At 42.2% G+C, this 17,706-nt stretch carries 21 protein-coding genes; 4 read left to right on the top strand and 17 right to left on the bottom strand.

Translation table 11 applies throughout. The features are described 5' to 3' along the window. Window positions 1–63 precede the first annotated feature (63 nt). The 3 genes from secA to hpf all read right to left on the bottom strand — a co-directional run bounded on the left by secA (window position 64) and on the right by hpf (window position 3,740). The gene (gene secA, locus C1A12_RS06660) at window positions 64–2,580 is read right to left on the bottom strand and encodes a preprotein translocase subunit SecA (protein WP_101843044.1); all 2,517 of its coding nucleotides are present in this window, start codon (window positions 2,578–2,580) and stop codon (window positions 64–66) included. Between the two features lie 172 nt (window positions 2,581–2,752). After that, window positions 2,753–2,953 carry a hypothetical protein gene (locus tag C1A12_RS06655; protein ID WP_101843043.1) on the bottom strand — a complete coding sequence of 67 codons (201 nt, stop codon included), beginning with the start codon at window positions 2,951–2,953 and terminating at the stop codon, window positions 2,753–2,755. A gap of 226 nt (window positions 2,954–3,179) precedes the next feature. Continuing rightward, window positions 3,180–3,740: a ribosome hibernation-promoting factor, HPF/YfiA family gene (gene hpf, locus C1A12_RS06650; RefSeq protein ID WP_101843042.1), complete on the bottom strand. Its 561-nt coding sequence runs from the start codon at window positions 3,738–3,740 to the stop codon at window positions 3,180–3,182. Between the two features lie 363 nt (window positions 3,741–4,103). On the opposite strand from hpf, the gene C1A12_RS06645 reads away from it, so the two are divergent. The 4 genes from C1A12_RS06645 to C1A12_RS06630 all read left to right on the top strand — a co-directional run bounded on the left by C1A12_RS06645 (window position 4,104) and on the right by C1A12_RS06630 (window position 7,928). After that, a complete protein-coding gene (locus C1A12_RS06645; RefSeq protein ID WP_159462155.1) occupies window positions 4,104–5,234 on the top strand; it encodes an acyltransferase in 1,131 nt (376 codons plus the stop codon). A 137-nt stretch (window positions 5,235–5,371) separates the two neighbouring features. Further along, complete coding sequence (locus tag C1A12_RS06640; protein ID WP_101843040.1) at window positions 5,372–6,166, top strand: ABC transporter ATP-binding protein; 795 nt, start codon at window positions 5,372–5,374, stop codon at window positions 6,164–6,166. Next, complete coding sequence (locus tag C1A12_RS06635) at window positions 6,144–6,902, top strand: ABC transporter permease (protein ID WP_200816555.1); 759 nt, start codon at window positions 6,144–6,146, stop codon at window positions 6,900–6,902. Before C1A12_RS06640 ends, C1A12_RS06635 begins: the two co-directional genes overlap by 23 nt. Before the next feature lie 21 nt (window positions 6,903–6,923). Then, on the top strand, window positions 6,924–7,928 hold the full coding sequence (locus C1A12_RS06630; protein ID WP_101843039.1) for an aliphatic sulfonate ABC transporter substrate-binding protein: 1,005 nt from the start codon (window positions 6,924–6,926) through the stop codon (window positions 7,926–7,928). Window positions 7,929–7,969: 41 nt separating this feature from the next. Here C1A12_RS06630 and C1A12_RS06625 read toward each other — a convergent pair whose 3' ends face one another. The 14 genes from C1A12_RS06625 to C1A12_RS06560 all read right to left on the bottom strand — a co-directional run bounded on the left by C1A12_RS06625 (window position 7,970) and on the right by C1A12_RS06560 (window position 17,706). Further along, a complete protein-coding gene (locus C1A12_RS06625; RefSeq protein WP_145997036.1) occupies window positions 7,970–8,284 on the bottom strand; it encodes a hypothetical protein in 315 nt (104 codons plus the stop codon). A gap of 50 nt (window positions 8,285–8,334) precedes the next feature. Continuing rightward, on the bottom strand, window positions 8,335–8,688 hold the full coding sequence (locus C1A12_RS06620) for a flagellar protein FliT (protein ID WP_101843037.1): 354 nt from the start codon (window positions 8,686–8,688) through the stop codon (window positions 8,335–8,337). Continuing rightward, window positions 8,688–9,077: a flagellar export chaperone FliS gene (fliS, locus tag C1A12_RS06615; RefSeq protein WP_101843036.1), complete on the bottom strand. Its 390-nt coding sequence runs from the start codon at window positions 9,075–9,077 to the stop codon at window positions 8,688–8,690. The genes C1A12_RS06620 and fliS overlap by 1 nt, the downstream gene beginning before the upstream one ends. A gap of 23 nt (window positions 9,078–9,100) precedes the next feature. Beyond that, the gene (locus C1A12_RS06610) at window positions 9,101–10,585 is read right to left on the bottom strand and encodes a flagellar hook-associated protein 2 (protein ID WP_101843035.1); all 1,485 of its coding nucleotides are present in this window, start codon (window positions 10,583–10,585) and stop codon (window positions 9,101–9,103) included. Between the two features lie 11 nt (window positions 10,586–10,596). Then, a complete protein-coding gene (gene flaG, locus C1A12_RS06605) occupies window positions 10,597–10,968 on the bottom strand; it encodes a flagellar protein FlaG (protein WP_235001545.1) in 372 nt (123 codons plus the stop codon). A 216-nt stretch (window positions 10,969–11,184) separates the two neighbouring features. Continuing rightward, a complete protein-coding gene (locus tag C1A12_RS06600) occupies window positions 11,185–12,594 on the bottom strand; it encodes a flagellin (RefSeq protein WP_101843034.1) in 1,410 nt (469 codons plus the stop codon). Window positions 12,595–12,721: 127 nt separating this feature from the next. Next, window positions 12,722–12,949, bottom strand: coding sequence for a carbon storage regulator CsrA (gene csrA, locus C1A12_RS06595; RefSeq protein WP_101843033.1), 228 nt, complete (start codon window positions 12,947–12,949; stop codon window positions 12,722–12,724). After that, window positions 12,936–13,388: a flagellar assembly protein FliW gene (gene fliW / locus C1A12_RS06590; RefSeq protein ID WP_101843032.1), complete on the bottom strand. Its 453-nt coding sequence runs from the start codon at window positions 13,386–13,388 to the stop codon at window positions 12,936–12,938. The genes csrA and fliW overlap by 14 nt, the downstream gene beginning before the upstream one ends. A 15-nt stretch (window positions 13,389–13,403) precedes the next feature. Beyond that, window positions 13,404–13,955, bottom strand: a complete 552-nt coding sequence (locus tag C1A12_RS06585) for a DUF6470 family protein (RefSeq protein ID WP_101843031.1) — start codon at window positions 13,953–13,955, stop codon at window positions 13,404–13,406. 59 nt (window positions 13,956–14,014) lie between these two features. Beyond that, on the bottom strand, window positions 14,015–14,890 hold the full coding sequence (gene flgL, locus C1A12_RS06580) for a flagellar hook-associated protein FlgL (protein ID WP_101843030.1): 876 nt from the start codon (window positions 14,888–14,890) through the stop codon (window positions 14,015–14,017). An 11-nt stretch (window positions 14,891–14,901) separates the two neighbouring features. Beyond that, entirely contained in the window at window positions 14,902–16,437 is a 1,536-nt protein-coding gene (gene flgK / locus C1A12_RS06575) for a flagellar hook-associated protein FlgK (protein ID WP_101843029.1), read from the bottom strand. A gap of 18 nt (window positions 16,438–16,455) precedes the next feature. Further along, window positions 16,456–16,944, bottom strand: coding sequence for a flagellar protein FlgN (locus C1A12_RS06570; protein ID WP_101843028.1), 489 nt, complete (start codon window positions 16,942–16,944; stop codon window positions 16,456–16,458). 2 nt (window positions 16,945–16,946) lie between these two features. Next, the gene (gene flgM, locus C1A12_RS06565) at window positions 16,947–17,222 is read right to left on the bottom strand and encodes a flagellar biosynthesis anti-sigma factor FlgM (protein ID WP_159462154.1); all 276 of its coding nucleotides are present in this window, start codon (window positions 17,220–17,222) and stop codon (window positions 16,947–16,949) included. Window positions 17,223–17,283: 61 nt separating this feature from the next. After that, window positions 17,284–17,706 carry a TIGR03826 family flagellar region protein gene (locus C1A12_RS06560; protein ID WP_101843026.1) on the bottom strand — a complete coding sequence of 141 codons (423 nt, stop codon included), beginning with the start codon at window positions 17,704–17,706 and terminating at the stop codon, window positions 17,284–17,286.

The raw sequence follows: 17,706 nt of genomic DNA, 5'->3' as shown, positions 1-17,706 counted from the left end.
ACTCCTATTAAAATGGTACTGAACACAAGGTAAGACACTTCCAGCCAGGAAGTGTCTCGTTTGTTATGCGCCGTGACAGTTTTTATATTTCTTTCCGCTGCCACAAGGACAAGGGTCGTTACGACCTACCGTATCTTTTTTGACAAAAGGTGTCTTTTTCTTGCTCTCTTTACTTTGCTCGCTGTCTCCAGACACAGCCTTTGCTCCTTGAGCAACTTCCTGCCGCTGAAGATTATTTCGGATCTGGGCTTTCATAACGTACTTGGCCACTTCTTCATCTATGGTTTGCACCATGGTTTCAAACATACTGAAGCCTTCGAATTGATACTCGCGAAGAGGATCATTCTGACCATAGGCACGAAGGTGGATACCCTGACGTAATTGATCCATTTGGTCAATATGGTCCATCCATTTCTGATCCACTGTACGCAGAAGAATTACTTTTTCAAACTCGCGCATTTGTTCTTCAGACAGCTCGGCTTCTTTTTCATCGTAACGTTCTTTAACCTTCTTCAAGATCAACTCTTCCATTTCCTGAGGATCTTTACCTTTTAAGTCATCAACGGTTACATCGCCTTCCTGAAGCAGGTTCGCCCGGCAATATTCTACGATAGCCTCGAGCTCCCAGTCTTCGTCCAGCTCTTCACTTGTATGTGCCTGGACCGTCAGCTGTACGACTCGTTCGATCATCTGCTCAATGATTTCACGAAGATTGTCAGAAGTAAGCACGTCGTAGCGCTGCTTATAAATAACTTCACGCTGCTGTCGAAGTACGTCATCATAAGAAAGAATGGTCTTACGAGCATCGAAGTTGTTCCCTTCTACTCGTTTTTGTGCAGATTCGACCGCTCGAGAGATCATTTTACTCTCGATTGGCTGTGAATCGTCCATTCCCAGACGTTCCATCATATTACGCATATTGTCTGAAGCAAAACGACGCATTAATTCATCGTCCGTAGCCAGATAAAATTGAGACATTCCCGGGTCACCCTGACGCCCTGAACGCCCACGAAGCTGATTATCAATACGGCGGGACTCATGACGTTCTGTACCTAGTACAGCCAGTCCGCCAAGGTCGCGCACGCCATCACCTAGTTTAATATCAGTACCACGTCCGGCCATGTTTGTGGCAATCGTAACCGCACCGCGCTGCCCTGCATTTTCAATGATTTCAGCTTCCCGGAAGTGGTTTTTCGCGTTAAGCACATTGTGCGGGACCTTCGCTTTCGTTAAATAACGCGAAATGATTTCAGAAGTTTCAACTGCTACTGTACCCACAAGTACGGGCTGTCCTTTTTGATAGCGCTCTTTAATATCTTCCACGACCGCCTTAAATTTACCGTCCATAGTTTTATAGACGAGGTCGGGTTTATCTTCCCTTACGATCGGTTTATTGGTCGGTATAGAAATAACACGCATGTTGTAAATATTTAGAAATTCTTCCTCTTCTGTTTTCGCTGTCCCTGTCATGCCTGCCAACTTCTCATACATTCTAAATAAGTTCTGGAATGTAATCGAGGCTAACGTCATGCTCTCATTTTGAATACGTAAACCTTCTTTAGCTTCGATCGCCTGATGCAGCCCGTCACTGTAGCGGCGCCCTTTCATTAAACGACCGGTAAATTGGTCAACGATCACCACTTCATCTTCTTCAACGACATAGTCTGTATCACGCTGCATGGTAGTATGAGCCTTCAATGCCTGATTGATATGGTGGATCAGCGAGACGTTGGCAAGGTCGAATAAATTTTCCACTTTAAAATACTTCTCGGCTTTATTAATTCCTTCTTCAGTAAGCTGAACGTTTTTCGTCTTCTCATCGTACGTATATTCATCATCACGTTTAAGCAGACGCACAAAGGAATTGGCTCCTTGATACAAGTCCGCCGATTTGGAAGCCGTTCCTGAAATAATAAGCGGTGTACGCGCCTCATCGATTAAGATGGAGTCGACTTCGTCAATAATAGCGTAGTGGAGAGGACGCTGCACCATTTGTTCTTTATATAAAACCATGTTGTCACGCAGGTAATCAAACCCAAACTCGTTATTTGTACCATACGTTATATCAGCCAGATAAGCTTCACGTTTCTCATCCTTGGACATCCCATTAAGGTTCAGACCCACGGTTAGTCCAAGAAATTGAAAAAGCTCACCCATCTCTGTTGAGTCACGGCTTGCTAAGTAGTCGTTTACAGTAATAATATGAACGCCTTTGCCGGTGATCGCATTTAAATAGGCAGGCATGGTGGAGGCTAACGTTTTACCTTCCCCTGTTTTCATTTCTGCAATATTACCTTCATGGAGAGCAACAGCTCCCATAACCTGAACATCAAATGGACGCATGCCAAGTACACGTTTAGAAGCTTCACGCACGACTGCAAAAGCTTCCACCATCATGTCATCCAGCTTTTCACCTTGTTCATAGCGTTTTTTAAACTCTTCTGTCTTCTTACGTAGTCCATCATCAGAGAGTTTTGATATATCTGTCTCTAATTCATTCACTTTCTCAGTCGTTTTCTCTAAACCTTTTAATTGGCGTGAGTTTCCATCGCCAAAGATTTTCTTAAGCGTTCCAATCATTGCAACCGCTCCTCTTTAATTACCTATCCCCGGTTGAATTTTTTAGTTTAATCCACCCATTATCATAACACTAAAGGAAGCATAGTGACAACAAAACCTAATTTGAGGGGACTGGGTTAAAAAGGAGACGAATGAACAGAACGGGGGTGAACTGTTCATTCGCTGGAGGCGATTATGGGGTTAAGGGATGGGGCCAGGCGAGGCTGTGCTCACGAACAAGCTGATGCTCCAACTTCAATTGACGCTGATCTACGTCAAATATCCGACGGTTGGCCGCACCTATGATCTCGACAAGCTGAGCAATCGTTTCTTCCTGCTGCTTTATCTTTTCATATAGATAAAGACAATCAGAACAAGTATAAGTATCTGACATACTATCGCCTCCGAGGTAGGATTCTTACATAATCTTTATATCATGAGATACGGAGGGAATAAAAAGCGGGGTTTGGAGTTTTTTTCAAGCAGTTTAAGCGATAAAAATAACGTTTTTATACATTAAAAAGCATTTTTCATATGTAATAATATAATCGTAAAAGTACTTTCATAGTTATTCTCAAAAAAGAGCAGCCCTGCAAAAGGACTGCTCTTCCTAATAGTTATTACGTTTCAATTAATCCATAACGCCCATCACGTCGTTTGTACACAATGTTCGTTTCATCAGTCTCTGCGTTGGTAAATACATAAAAAGCATGGCCCAGTAAATCCATTTGCAATGCAGCTTCTTCACTATCCATCGGTTTTAAATCGAAACGCTTCGTTCTTACGATTTCAACATCTGAATCTTCATTATAATTCTCTTCGCGTTGCTCTTGAGCTTCTCTCTCCAATTCAGCAAACACATACTTCGGTGCGCCTTCCTGGCGTGATCTCCGATTTACTTTTGTTTTGTACTTACGAATTTGTCTTTCCAATTTATCTACCACAAGGTCGATGGCAGCGTATAAATCTGTATTGTGTTCCTCGGCACGAAGAAGCAAGTTCTTCATCGGGATTGTAACCTCGATAGTCTGCTCATCATTATAGACACTTAAATTAACGTGTACTTCAGAAGACGGGGGAGTTTCAAAGTAGCGTTCCAGCTTGCCCACCTTTTTCTCCACATAATCCTTAATAGGATCCGTCACCTCTAAGTTTTCACCACGAATGTTGTAAGTTAACATCTAGAAGTGTCCTCCTTTCATCCTTATGTAGTTTATATTCTACCATACCCTGGCCTATTCCTGCATAAACTTACGCAATCTTTTGACTATTTTATGTCGGTAAATGATGGAATATCAATTTTAAAGGCGTTATATCCGGAAATGACGTGCAGACTAAGCAAAGGGATTGGCTTCTTTTTTAAATACACGTTGAACACACATACTTTCCTTAAATAATTTAAATAGATCACCAACCCTTTTACATACGAATTTAATATTTTCTTAATATATTTTATTTCGATTTTTTAAAATACGGCCAAAAGATTTGCGAATTGTCTAATTCTATAAGGGGTACACCTAGAATCTGCATGAGGATGAATGTCATTGGAGAAAAAATACTTATACGAAATCAATTTCGTTCGGGCCATCGCCTGTTTACTGGTTGTAATGGTTCACGTAGGCGCACGTTTTTACGGAGCGTATGATGGAAGCCATACTACATTAACTAATTTTTTCAACCAAATATCACGAATTGGTACTCCTTTGTTTGCTGTAATGAGTGGTTTTCTGCTTTATAACCAGATGGCAAAAAAAGAGTTTAATGTGCATCGTTTTTTAAAAAGCCGGATGACTAAAATTATTTCCCCGTTTGTCGTATGGAGTCTATTTTATTTAATTTACTCCGCTTCTTATGGCACCGAGGTTTTCCCGGATTTTTCTAACTCAACCGAAGTTTTTGACTTCATTTATATGTTCGTGACCGGTGATTCTTACTTTCATTTATACTTTATTAGTTTAGTTATTCAATTTTACTTCCTGTTTCTGTTGATTAGAAAGTGGATGAATCTAAAGACCGTTACCTTACTAACGATCATTTCTTTTTACGTTAACTACCTCTTTATCACAAATGAGTTCGAATTCATGAACTCCTATGTGACATCATTTATTAACAGCCGCACCTTTTTGCTGCAATGGATTTATTATTTTATGCTTGGTGCTTTACTCGTGAAGCTATGGCCCTATATTCATCAAATTTTATTAAAAAGAATTAACCAAATATACGCTTTGGTAACAGGACTTTTCGTTCTTTTGTTTACCGTGCTTGATTATCACTCTCACCAGCAGATTATTAATTCAAATGAGAATATCCTTCATTTTATTACAATTCCAATTGCGTTTATTGTACTGATCAGTCTGTATTATCAACTGATTTTCTGGAAGAATTTTATTATGGAATCATTTATTAAGCTTGGGAACATGTCAATGGGGATCTACCTTATCCATCCTTTTATAATCGATATGTACCAGCGCTATGCTCCTTACGATGTATTTGCAGAACCTTTTTATATCATTCCGTTCCACATTATGGTCGTGCTGATTTGTGTCATCGTCCTAAAGGTGATTTCACTATTACCTTATAGTCAGTACATTGTGACCCTGGTCCCTTCCAATCGAAAAAATATAAAATACAATATGGATGAAACCCAAACGATGATTAAATCATACACTTTATAAACATCTTCTTTTCATGAAGGTGTTTATTTTTTTAAATAGTATAAAAATATTGCAACCGTCCTGAAACAACGGTATAATCATACATTATGACATAACCAACTAAATCAATAGGAATTATAGATAAAGGAGGGGTTAGGATGTTTCTTGAATTAAATCAAGTCGGTAAAACATTTAAAGATAAAGATCAAGGAAGTTTTCAAGTTTTTTCCGATATCGACTTAACGATTGAGAAACAAGAATTCGTTTCCTTATTAGGTCCCTCGGGCTGTGGAAAATCAACCCTTCTCTCCATGGTAGCCGGACTTGAGAATGCCTCAGCAGGATCCATAGTACTCGAAGGTCAAGAGATAAAAAAAGCAGGACCCGACCGCGGAATGGTCTTCCAGCAGGCCTCCTTGTTTCCATGGCTGAACGTTCGGGATAACGTAATGTTTCCACTCAAATCGACGATGAGTAAAAAGGAAGCAGGAGAGCGTGCGGATCACTTTTTAAAAATGGTGCACTTAAGCCGGTTTAAAAAGCATTACACCTACGAACTCTCAGGAGGGATGCAGCAGCGTGTCGCTATAGCGAGAGCACTTGCTATGGACCCGAAAATTCTCCTCATGGATGAACCGTTTGGTGCCCTGGATGAACAAACAAGGCATATTCTCCATGACGAATTAATCAAAGTATGGGAAGAAACACAGAAAACGATCCTCTTCGTCACCCACAGTATTCAGGAAGCCATCAAACTGAGTGACCGGGTTATTGTAATGGGAACACGGCCAGGACGTATTATCGCTGACTTTCAAGTTGACATCCCCCGGCCAAGAAGTCGTGCTGACGAGCGGGTGATTGAACTTGAGGATCAGGTCATGAACCTGCTCAAAGGGGAAATTAATAAAGTTTTAAAGGAAGAATTGACGGATGAAGTTGAATATTCTTATTAAACGTATTGTTTTTTTACTCGTTGTTATCGGATCATGGCAATTGGTTTTTACTTCTGGACTGCTTGAAGAAATCGTTTTTCCATCACCAGTCAGTGTAGGAGAAGCTTTGTACAACGGTTTTACACAGGGAGATTTTTTTAGTGCATTAGGAGCAAGCTTTAAACATTTATTAATCGGGCTTTCTATGGCGATTGCTTTTGGCACCGCATTAGGTGTGATCTTAGGAAAATCAAAACAGGCAGATGAAACAGCCGGTATGTACTTAATCGCGATGCAGAGTATTCCAAGTATTGTTTGGGTACCGTTAGCCATTATGCTGTTTGGTTTTTCCGAATTTGCCGTTATCTTTGTTGTTGTTCTCGGCGGGACGTTTGTTATGGCCCTGAATGTACGGACAGCGATCCAAAGCGTTCCCCCGCAATTCGTCAGAGCTGCAAAAACAATGGGAACAAGCGGTTTAAGTATGTTCTTTAGAGTAGAAGTACCATCGAGCGTACCTTACTTCATGAGCGGTCTGAGACTGGCCTGGGCTTTCAGCTGGAGAGCATTAATGGCAGGAGAGCTTCTAAGTAACGGTCCCGGCCTCGGCTACTCACTAGCCTATGCACAGGACTATGCTCGAATGGATCAGGTAGTTGGAATTATTATAATTATTGGTGTAATTGGGGCCATTGCGGATCAGTTCATTTTTTCTAAACTTGAGAAAAACGTAAGAAGCCGCTGGGGATTAGCGTAAATAAAGAAAGGAAGAGGATAGATGAAGAGAATTTTTACCATCATAAGTTTAATCGCACTAGCAGGCATTCTAGCAGCATGCGGAAGCGAAGAAGGCTCTACCAGCAGTTCTGGTTCAGGGGATGAAGTAACGATCGGATACTTCCCTAACATTGACCACGCTGCAGGAATGGTAGCTGAAGAGAAAGAATTTTATGAAGAAACACTGCCGGATGGCACAGAAGTAAATTATCAATACTTTCCAGATGGATCGGCGTTTATGACGGCAGTTGAAACGGGAGAAATCGAAGGTGGGATTGTCGGACCAGGCCCTGCCATGAACCACTTTACAAGCGGAGCAGAGATTAACGTCGTAGCTGCAGGAGCTACCGGCGGAACCGTGATTATGAAAAGAAATGGTGCAGATATCGAGTCCGCAGAAGATATTAAAGGCAAAACCTTTATTTCACCCCGCGTTGGATGTACACACGATGTCCAGTTTGAAACATTGATGATGAATGAATTCGATATTACATCGGACCGTCTTGATGGAGAAATGAAACACGTAACAGGCAAACCAGCAACTTACAGCAGCATGTTTGAAGCAGGCAAAGTAGACGTAGCGGCTGTTCCGGAACCATGGGCAGCTTACATTGAAGCGGAGGGTACAGGCGAAGTGATGTTCCAGAATGATGAAGTGGCTCACAATGCTGATATGCCGGCTTCTGTATTTGTTACTTCTGAAAGATTAAAAGAAAAAGATCCAGCCCTTATTCAAAACCTGGTGGATGCCCACAAAAAAGCAACAGACTTTGTAAACGAGAACCCTGAAGAATCCAAACAAATTGCGATTGATAAAATCAAAGAAATCACAGATCAGGAATTATCTCAGGAAGTAGTTGACAGCTCCTGGGAACGCATGAACTTCACCTACGAAGTGGATGAAAAAGAAATCCAAATGTTTGCCGACTCTTCCTATGAACTGCAGTTCCTTGAAGAGAAACCGAACTTAAATGGGTTAGTAGATACCACATTTATCAATAATTAATCGAAAAAAAAGAGCCTTTCCCTTAAGCGGAGAGGCTCTTTTTAATGAGTAAGATAAGGCAGTAAACCAGCCTGAATGTCAGTTTTCCATTGTTCAAAACGAGGCATAAGCTTTTCACTCAGCAGTTGATTTTTCTTATCTCCCATATGGGCTTCGACCCACTCCTCCAGTAATAAAACAATGTCACGGAACTCATTGAACCTTTCGTTTGAAGCTTTCTCACCAAGCACAGCAGCGACAGTAGAGTGATGATGATCAGCTTTCTCAAAATCAGCGATCATATGAGCAAGCTCCATATCGGAGTATCCCTTTTCCAGACCATAAAAGTGATGGCTAATATCAGATAATGTCCTCATATAGTCCTTCAGTTCATAAAACTGGGAAACTGTTAATCGATTCTGCCTCATTATTTCTTACGATCCATGAACATGCCGTCATAAGAAGCCACACTGTGGTAGGGGTTGGTATATTTCTGATTACTCGACTTCTGCTGTTTCATATGCCTCATCTCTACCTTTAAGTCCTTAAATAAAAACTCAAGCTTCTGATTAATATCCAGGCCTAAACGCATCACTTGTTTAACCATTTCTTTCTCCTCATTATCTGCTGGCTGCGGCAAATCCTTTAATAACTTAGCACGCTCCTCCAGCAGCCGCTGCACCTCTTGTATCACCTGGCTTCGGTTCTCGTCCTTCACCTTTTGATTTACCTGCTGTGATAACTCTTCCGTATACTGCAAAAAGACGGCCCAGCTGCTCATTAAGCCGTACCGCCTTTTCCATATTGAGCCTTGCGTGATTGAATGAGAACCTGCTTCCACGTATCACGAAATTCCGTAACGAGCTTCTCGACTTCATCAAGAATCTCCACGTCATTCTGCGTATTCGCTTCGATCAAGCGACGAAGCATGTAATCGTATAAAGGAAGTACCTCATCCGCTACCGCATAATCCTGATTCATCGTCACCATCAGCTCGCGGATAATCGCCTGCGCTTTCTGCAGCCCTTCATTTTTTTTAGCAAAATCTTTCTTTTCCATTGCTTTCTTCCCGGCACGGATAAACTTAATGCAGCCATTATAAAGCATTAACGTCAGCTCACCGGGAGAAGCCGTTTCTACTGAATTGTTTTGATAGGCTTGAATAGACATCTAAAAACCACTCCTTATAATCATTACATCATGCCTCCACCGAAGTTCTGCTGAATATAGGCAGACTGTGAGTTCATTTCCTGGATCGCTTCTTCCATTGCACCGAATTGATCCCAGTAGCGATTTTCTACAGTCGTTAACTTATCTTCAAAATTCAGCATACGTTCTTCAAGGTCAACGATATCCCTGCCTAAAGTAAACGATTGATTCAAGCTGGTCTCCTTACCTGCCTTACGTTCAATAGATTGACGCGTATTTGCAATCGTATCTTCAATCTGACGGACAATTCCTTTGGAGTTCCCTTCTCCATCATTAGCAAATAACTTCTTCACCGAATCGGCATCCTGCGATAACGCATCACGAAGCTTATTTTCGTCCACTTCAAGCTTTCCACGTTCACGATAATCAGAAGAAGTATCTATTCCAATTTCAGAAAGATGCTCGAAGTCCCCATTATTTTCGACATTACTATACCAACTGTTTCTCATTTGAGAGAGAGCACCTGAGATAACAGAATCATTCTGAAGAAGACCTTTCTTCGCCTGTTCTTCCCATTTTTCAATTTCATCGTCTTCCATTTCGTCCTTCTGCTCTTCGGTTAGGGGAGGATAATCTCGATTCTTCCGTTCATTTAATTTCTCGCCGAGTCCTTCTATGATGTCGTTGTATTTATCAACGAAATCAGTAATCTTTTCTACTGCACCATCCACATTATTCGTCACATTGACAGTAGAGGAGCCGACTTCATTAAACGTAAGGTCTAAACCGTTAATAGAGTAATTGTTGTCGTGAGAAGTTACTTTAAAATCCTCATCCCCATAATTAAATTCAGCGTCTTCTCCGCCTCTTTCATTGTTCAGGCCAAGAGTATCTTCTAGAAAACCGGCACCGTCACCCGAGAACTGTATTTCATTTCCTTCCATTCGATTTCCGGTTTCTGACCGCTCCATCATTACTTTATCTGCACTTTCATCATAGAATGCGCGCACCCCAATACCCGCATCACTTATATCTCTTAAAACATCATTTAAAGAATCAGCATCTTCGATTTCAAATGTTTCATCTCCTTCACTAGTCGTAATAGTAAAGGATCCATCATTCGTCCAGTCAGGAAACTGTTCGCTGACCGCTCCATCAGGATCAATCTTTTCCTCCTCAGAAGGAGATAATTTATTCTCACTGATGTTATAGGCAGCTGAAGCTAACTGCGTCACTTCTACATCATAACGGCCTTCTCCGGCTTCAGATCCAGCCTCGGCACTTACAGCAGCCCCTGAAGAAGAAGCCTCTTTCGATTGGAATGTACGATCCAGCTTCATATCAAGAGCGAGATTATCGAGTTCTAGAAAGTCTTTATTCACATCACGATAAGCATCGCGCTCCCATTCAATGCTCGTCTTATCCTGCTCCATTTTATTTAAAGGCTCGCGTTCCGCTGTCATTAAATCATCAACGATCTGATTGATATCCATACCTGTAGCGTTACCCGCTACTCTCATGCCACTCATATTTTCACCTCTTATCCTTTATCATCTACGAGTAAGCCGAGAAATTCAGCCATCGCAGCGTGGTAATCCAACATCTTCTTAGGAGGGATCTCCTTCACCACTTCCTCCGTGTCACTATCTATAATTGTTACATAGTATTCCTCAAGCTTGTCATGAAATTGAAAACGAAGAGACGTTTCCTTATTTTCCAATATTTCATTTAACCCATCTACCATCTCTTTACTCTCTTCCTTTGGAGAAGGGTAAAGATCATAGTTTGTATCTTCTTTTAAAGGCTTTTTCTTTAATTCTCTTAAATTCTCCTGAACCGTTGTAACGTCACCAAGCTGCTGTGCACTTCTCTGCAGGAGCTGTGATTGGGTCATGTTTTGTTTGACATCCACCTTCTACAACTCCTCATATTATGTAGTTTTTTTTTATATCGGACTTATTAGTCAAATGTTGAGGAAATTAAACTATTAAACTTCCTAGTAACGTTTTTATATAAATAATGAAGTCTCATAAAGTTAGTTAAAGAGTTAGTAGGTTACTCCCTAGTAATTCAGCGAATAAACACGAAAAAAGAAGACACCTCATTGGCGCCTCCTTTGACTCTTTCATTATTGAAGAAGTTGAAGAACTCCCTGCGGTAACTGATTTGCTTGAGCCATCATCGCTTGAGATGCCTGCCCAAGAATAGAATTCTTTGTTTGGTTCATCTGCTCTTCTGCCATATCAACGTCACGGATACGGGATTCCGCAGCTGTTAAGTTTTCAGAAGATGTACCAAGGTTATTGATTGTGTGGTCTAAACGGTTTTGTACAGCACCTAGTTTAGAACGTTCAGCTGATACTGATTCAATTGCACCGTCGATGGTGGTAATAGCTTTGTCAGCTGCTGTTTGAGACGAAATATCAATCCCTCCGTCACCTTCAACTGATATTTTTTGGTCTGATGTATCTAGAGTAGTGGTAGAGGTAAATAAATCTTCTCCACTTACAGTATCCCAATCTTCTCCATCCGAGCTCACTGCTACTAAGTTACCTTTATTATCCACAAGCCCATTTTCTCCAGAAGATATATCATTATGGCTATCGTCTACAACTGTATATTCACCAGATGTAAGACTCTCTCCCCCATCAAATTTTATAGTGGCAGTAGCACCAGTTAAACTGTCACCTGCGCCATTTGTAGTAACTGTTCCTGAAGTTACAGGGTCATCAAATTTTGCTCCATCGTTAGATGTAATATCAGATTCCGCCAAAGCGTCCTCACCTAGCTCAGATTCTTTTGTAGCATTTTTCAAAGCATGGTATTCACTTCCATCCTCACTAACAGCTACGACCTCTCCATTAGAATCTTCAAGGCCAAATTTAGCATCTATGCTACCATTATCTCCATCGTCCGCAATATTCACTTCTTCTCCAAGCTCTACTACTGAATAAGTTGTGTCATTCTCTAGAGCCCCTGTAGTATTAGCAGCTGTTGAGTCCCCAACTTCAAAATTAACACCTTCGTTACTAGCAACTCCTAATGCTTCTGCCCCCATCTCACCAATTTCTATGCCTAGATTTTGTCCCTCATTAGATCCAATTTGAAGCGTTCCTTCAAATGAGCCATCAAGAAGTTTTTGCGTGTTAAACTCTGTATCGTCAGAAATCCGAGTTAGTTCTTCTGACAACTGATCTACTTCTTTCTGAAGCTCCTCACGGTCTGTATCAGTGTTAGTATCGTTGGCAGATTGGACCGAAAGTTCACGCATACGCTGGAGGATATCATGACTTTCGTTCAACGCACCTTCAGCTGTCTGTACCATTGAAATCCCATCCTGAGAGTTACGGGAAGCCTGGTCAAGACCGCGAATCTGTCCCCGCATTTTTTCAGAGATGGCAAGACCCGCTGCGTCGTCTCCTGCTTTGTTAATACGAAGCCCGGAAGAGAGTTTCTCCATAGACGCCTGCTGTCCCTGGTTGGCTTGTCCCATTTGACGGTGTGTGTTTAAAGCTGCAATATTGTGATTAATTCTCATGTTAATAATTCCTCCTTGAATGTGTAAGTAATTCCACGTCCTTGTGAAATTCTTTTATACAAAACAAACAGCCGGCCGACTTTTGTAATGCGTTACATTACTTATATCGACCGGCTGTGCCAGGAGTTTAATTCTTTTTTGTACTTTTTAACATATTCAGCAGATTTTCTTTAAATACTGCTGCTTCGGCATTTTCTTCTTTAATTGCAGCGTATACTTCCTGACGGTGGATATCGACGTGTTTCGGTGCATCGATCCCAAGCTTGACCTGCCCGCCTTCTACAGAAACGACTTTAATCGAGATGTCTTCACCGATCTGAACGGACTCTCCTGCTTTGCGGTTAAGGACGAGCATGGGCTTCACCGCCTTGTTCCTGCAGTAGTGGATGTTTCGTTCGATAGCTTGTGTCGTGCAGAATGACTTGCTTTCCTAATTTCTTCTCTATATTCACAATAACGGGTGCCTGCAAATTTAAAGTTGATTGAGTAAAAGGCTCCTGGACAGTAATTACGCTGTACACGGCTATATCCTCAGCCCTTTCTAACTGAACATCTTCCAGTGATTTCTCATCTAAATCGAATTCGTAATCTTTGTAAAACAAGTAGGGGTTGGTCACAATTAATGCTATACCCGGTTCTTCTACAGACTGCAGTGCTGAATACACGCCGTCTTCATCAACAGGCAGCAATACAAAGTCTTGATAACTTTCAAATCCCGGCAGCCCTTGTTCAAAATGAATAATCCCATCTCTTTCCACATTTATTTGACCAAAATATTTTGTTTCTATTTTCATAGGCAGCTCCTTTCCTTACACTTTCCAATCAATCTTTAAGTCCGGATATTGTTCCATAAAACCGCTGACGCTACCTGGCTGCACCGAAGTTTGTGGATCCCGCTTCGTCGTGTGTATAATCGGTTTTTGCGGTTCGACAGAGATTTCTGCATCGCCGGGTTCGTAGCTGATATCTACTAGTTCATAGGCAGGACGGCCGCCCGGCTGAATCTCAAACTCAAACCCTGCATTTCTTTCGGCCTGGGCGGCAATCGGATTTCCTCCGTCTTCAATACGCATTAATTCATCGCCTTCTGACGCAACCCGTGCTAGACCTTCCATCCATTTCTGGTCACCGACCTGCGCTGTTTCTTTTGTACGCTCAGCTATGCTTTTTAAATCAATATTATGCCAGGCTTTCGTTTGATCAATCGTCAGATGCCCGGTCCGCTGTTTAATCGACATTTCCGCCTGCAGCTGCTCTATCGACTGCTCGGCTTTGGGCTGACGGATCGTCTGCTGTCCTTTATTAATAGTTAGTCCAAGCCTGGCCCGTGTTGATTGAATTTGTATTTGAGGTACATTCATAAGCAAAACCTCCTCAAAGGAAAAAATCCAGCTTTCACTGGATTTTCCTGTTCTCTTTATCACTTAAGAAAGTCCATCAGAGATGGCTGCATCACGCGGGCTCCAACCCCCATAGCTGCACGATGAACACTTTCCTGCGTTTTTAGTTCCGTAATCACTTTCTCGATTTCAGCATCTTCGTTATCAGACATCATACGTTTTGCGCTTTCTTCCTGAGTTCCTAAACGATCTTCAATGAGCTCCACACGGTTCATTCGTGCACCTAAGTCGGCCCGCTCACCGACAAAGCTATCCACGTGATCATCAAATTGACTGAGGCTGCTTCCTAACTCATCTTCGCTTGCCCCGTTTTCTAAATCTGAAGCAAATTTTTCAATATCCGCAAATAAATCCTCGTTAAAAACAGAACTAGGTGTTACATTAGCCTGCAGTTTCACTCCAGGGGAAACTTCCAGCTCGACAGGAGAATCATTCGAATCAATCGTAAAATCATCCATATTCACAGGCTTTTCGGTCGTATTTTCTCCATTAAAAATATGCTTTCCGTTCACCTCAGTGTTGGCAATCTCCCCTAAGTGCTCTTTTAGCTGGCGGACTTCTTTCGCTATATTTTCCCGTTCATCATCTTCATACGTTCCGTTACTGGCCTGAACATTCAACTCGCGAATCCTCTGAATCGCCTGAGTGCCTTCGTCTAATGCCGAATCGCTGTTGTCCATCCAGTTATGAACTTCCCCAATATTACGCTGGAACTGCTCCACCTGACCGGCCTGAGAGCGATAATTCATCCCTTTCATGGCCACCACAGGGTCCTGTGAAGGCTTGCTGATTTTTTTACCTGTTGAAAGCTGTTCCTGATATTTCCCCATCTCACTATAGCTTTTACTCAAATTACCCAGCATATTATTAGACAACATTCCTTGTGTTACGCGCATGACTCACTCACCTACCTTCCGACTACACCCATCTGATTTATTACACGATCAAGCAGTTCGTCAATTGTGGTAATGTTCCGTGCTGATGCATTATACGCATGCTGGAACTTAATCATATTCGTCATTTCTTCATCTAAAGAGACCGAACTTACAGAATCGCGCTGCTCCTGCGCCGATTCTTTTAACGTATCTGCATTGCCCTTCATCCTATTCGCTTCCTGAGCTTCCACAGCCATCGAGCCAATTAAAGACTCGTAATAATCATCCAGGGAGGTTTCTTCCCCGAACAATTCGTTCGACTGGTTCTGCACTTCGGCAAGCGCACTTGCATTATCTCCATCTCCTGCATAAGGGTCCTTGGCAGCAGCAATATGGTCGGTATCTTCTTTTATCTCATCGGTAATATCCAGCGTACCTGCTAGACCTTTAATAACTCCATCTTCCTTTTCTCCATCCATTTGAAAGAAATCAGGAACATCTGCTCCGTCTTCGATACTATTTAAAGATTCTCCACCTGTATGTACTTCATTGAATTCCTGTGCAAACCCTGTTGCCATTTTATCTAAGTCCATTAGCATGTTTTCCATCGTGCCGTCCGCTTCTCCGTCTTCGTTTACAAAACCACCTGAATCCAGCAGCCCTTTTAATTTACCGGCTGAAGTAAATTCACTAATTGAAAATTCTTCGTCACCTAACGTTACATTTTCAGCAAGCTGATCCTCGTCGTAATTTACCTGAATCTCATTCGTAGAATTATCCGACCCATCTACCAGCTTGGGCTCCATAGCCTCTCCACTTTCACCAATTAAAGTAATATTCGCTTTCCCCGTCGCCATCGCGTCAGCAGAAGAAGGTGGGTTTTCATATGTAACTTCTATGTTTACCTGCTCTGACAGCTTATCAATTAAGTTGTCACGTTCATCGTATAAATCATTCGGCACCTGGCCATGAGGCTCTACCTCTGCAATTTGTTGATTTAAGCTGTTAATCTGTGAAGCCATCGAATTAATATCTTTCGTTGTGACATCTGCCTCTTTCCCGATATCACCCTTTAATCCATTGAGTTTATCGGATAAATAATTAAAAGTTTCAGCCACTGCCTGACCTCGCTGCCTTACAACCGAACGTGCCCCCGAATCCTCCGGGTCTACTGAAAGGTCCTGCAATGAGTCCCAGAAGCGGTCCATCGTTTTAGACAATCCGTCCTCAGACGGTTCGTTCATAACCTCTTCAAGGCGGCCTAACGCATCTGACCGGGACTCATAATAACCGGACTTATTATTCTCCGCTCGATATTGATCATCTAAATAACCGTCCCGAATCCGTTCAATCGCCCCAGCCGTAACACCGCCGCCAATCTGTCCTGGAATTTCAGGGCGGTTACGTGAAGACGGCGGATAAGGACCGGCCTGTTCAAAATTGACCCGCTGCCTTGTATATCCCTCTGTATTGGCATTCGATATGTTATGTCCCGTCGTGCTTAACGCTGACTGCTGGGCAAACAAACCGCTTTTCGCTACTTCCAAACCTCCGAACGTCGATCCCATCGTACTCCCCCTCTATCTTTAAGCCTGCGAATCAAATACAGAACGCTTGGGACCATTTGCTCGTGAGGTCCCACCATAATTGACGCTCTCTATCGTAGGCTGTAATAAATCAAGTGACATATTTACAAATTGAAGCGATTGTCTCGTTAAATCTCCGTTCAATACTTCCTGCTGCTTTAACTCCGCCAGTACAAGAATGAACGCGTCATACACTTCTTTAAGCTGCTGCCGTCCTGCCCAGTCCACCCACTCAATAATTTCTGAGATCGTCGGGTTCTCTCCCTCGTAGTCAGCCTCATTGGCAGCCCACTCCTTCACAGCTGCAATCCGTTTCTTCTCCAGCGTCTCAATAGCAGAGATATGCTTCCGCTCCTGATTCAAGCATGATCTCAGGCCATCGATATCGTTCGTCTTCAAAGCTTCTGTCTTTCTTTTCGATAAAGCAAGAAGACTTTCATGCAGCTGCTTCAATCTTTCCAGGTAATCTATTATCTGTTTAATGAACACACTTATTCTCCTTTATGATCCGTAAAAAAATCAACGAGATTCTTCGCGGTCTGCTGCGAATCAACCTTATAGTTCCCGTTATCAACCTGGGCTTTAATCTCATTGATGTACTGCTGACGATCTTCACTCTTCTTCCCAGAATCCTGCAGTGCTTTGCCGTGTTCAGAGATTTCCACTTTATCCTGTTGCTGCTTACTATTATTTTTTACATCCTTTTGTTGATTAAACTGTTTCTGATATGGATTTAAATTCGTATGATTCGTGCCTTGGATCTTCACACCATCCACCTCTTTCTATCGGACTGTCTTTCTCTTATATCGGTCATCACCTATGGTTCATTTAGCGATTGTTCCCCTTTACTGAATAATAAGTAACTTGACCTGCGTCTTCTTTCTTATTTTTCTCAGCAATTGCTTTTATTTCCTCCTGCTTCTGCATGTCGGCCTGAAGCTGGCCGGTACATCCTTCACACAGCTGGCCTTCCTTAATATCTGCTCCGCACTTCTTACAGGAGTATGCCAATCCAGGGAACTTAGCCGGATGCAGCCGCTTCGCTTTCACAAACTCACGAATTTTATATTCCTCAACACCTGTCTCCCTTACAATATCAGAAACTGTAGCCGTACGATTCTTCTTCTGCCTTACAAATGAATAAACCGTTTGAAAATCCTCTTCCTCCTGCTTCACACAATCCCTGCAAACCTTTACAGGACCCTTCATAAATAAAGCATTACACCTTGGACAATTCGCTAACTCAGCCAC

Source organism: Halobacillus sp. Marseille-P3879 (genome assembly GCF_900240285.1).
Lineage (GTDB): Bacteria > Bacillota > Bacilli > Bacillales > Halobacillaceae > Halobacillus_A.
Note: the sequence above shows the minus strand (reverse complement) of the source record. Positions and strands in the feature narration are given on the sequence as shown.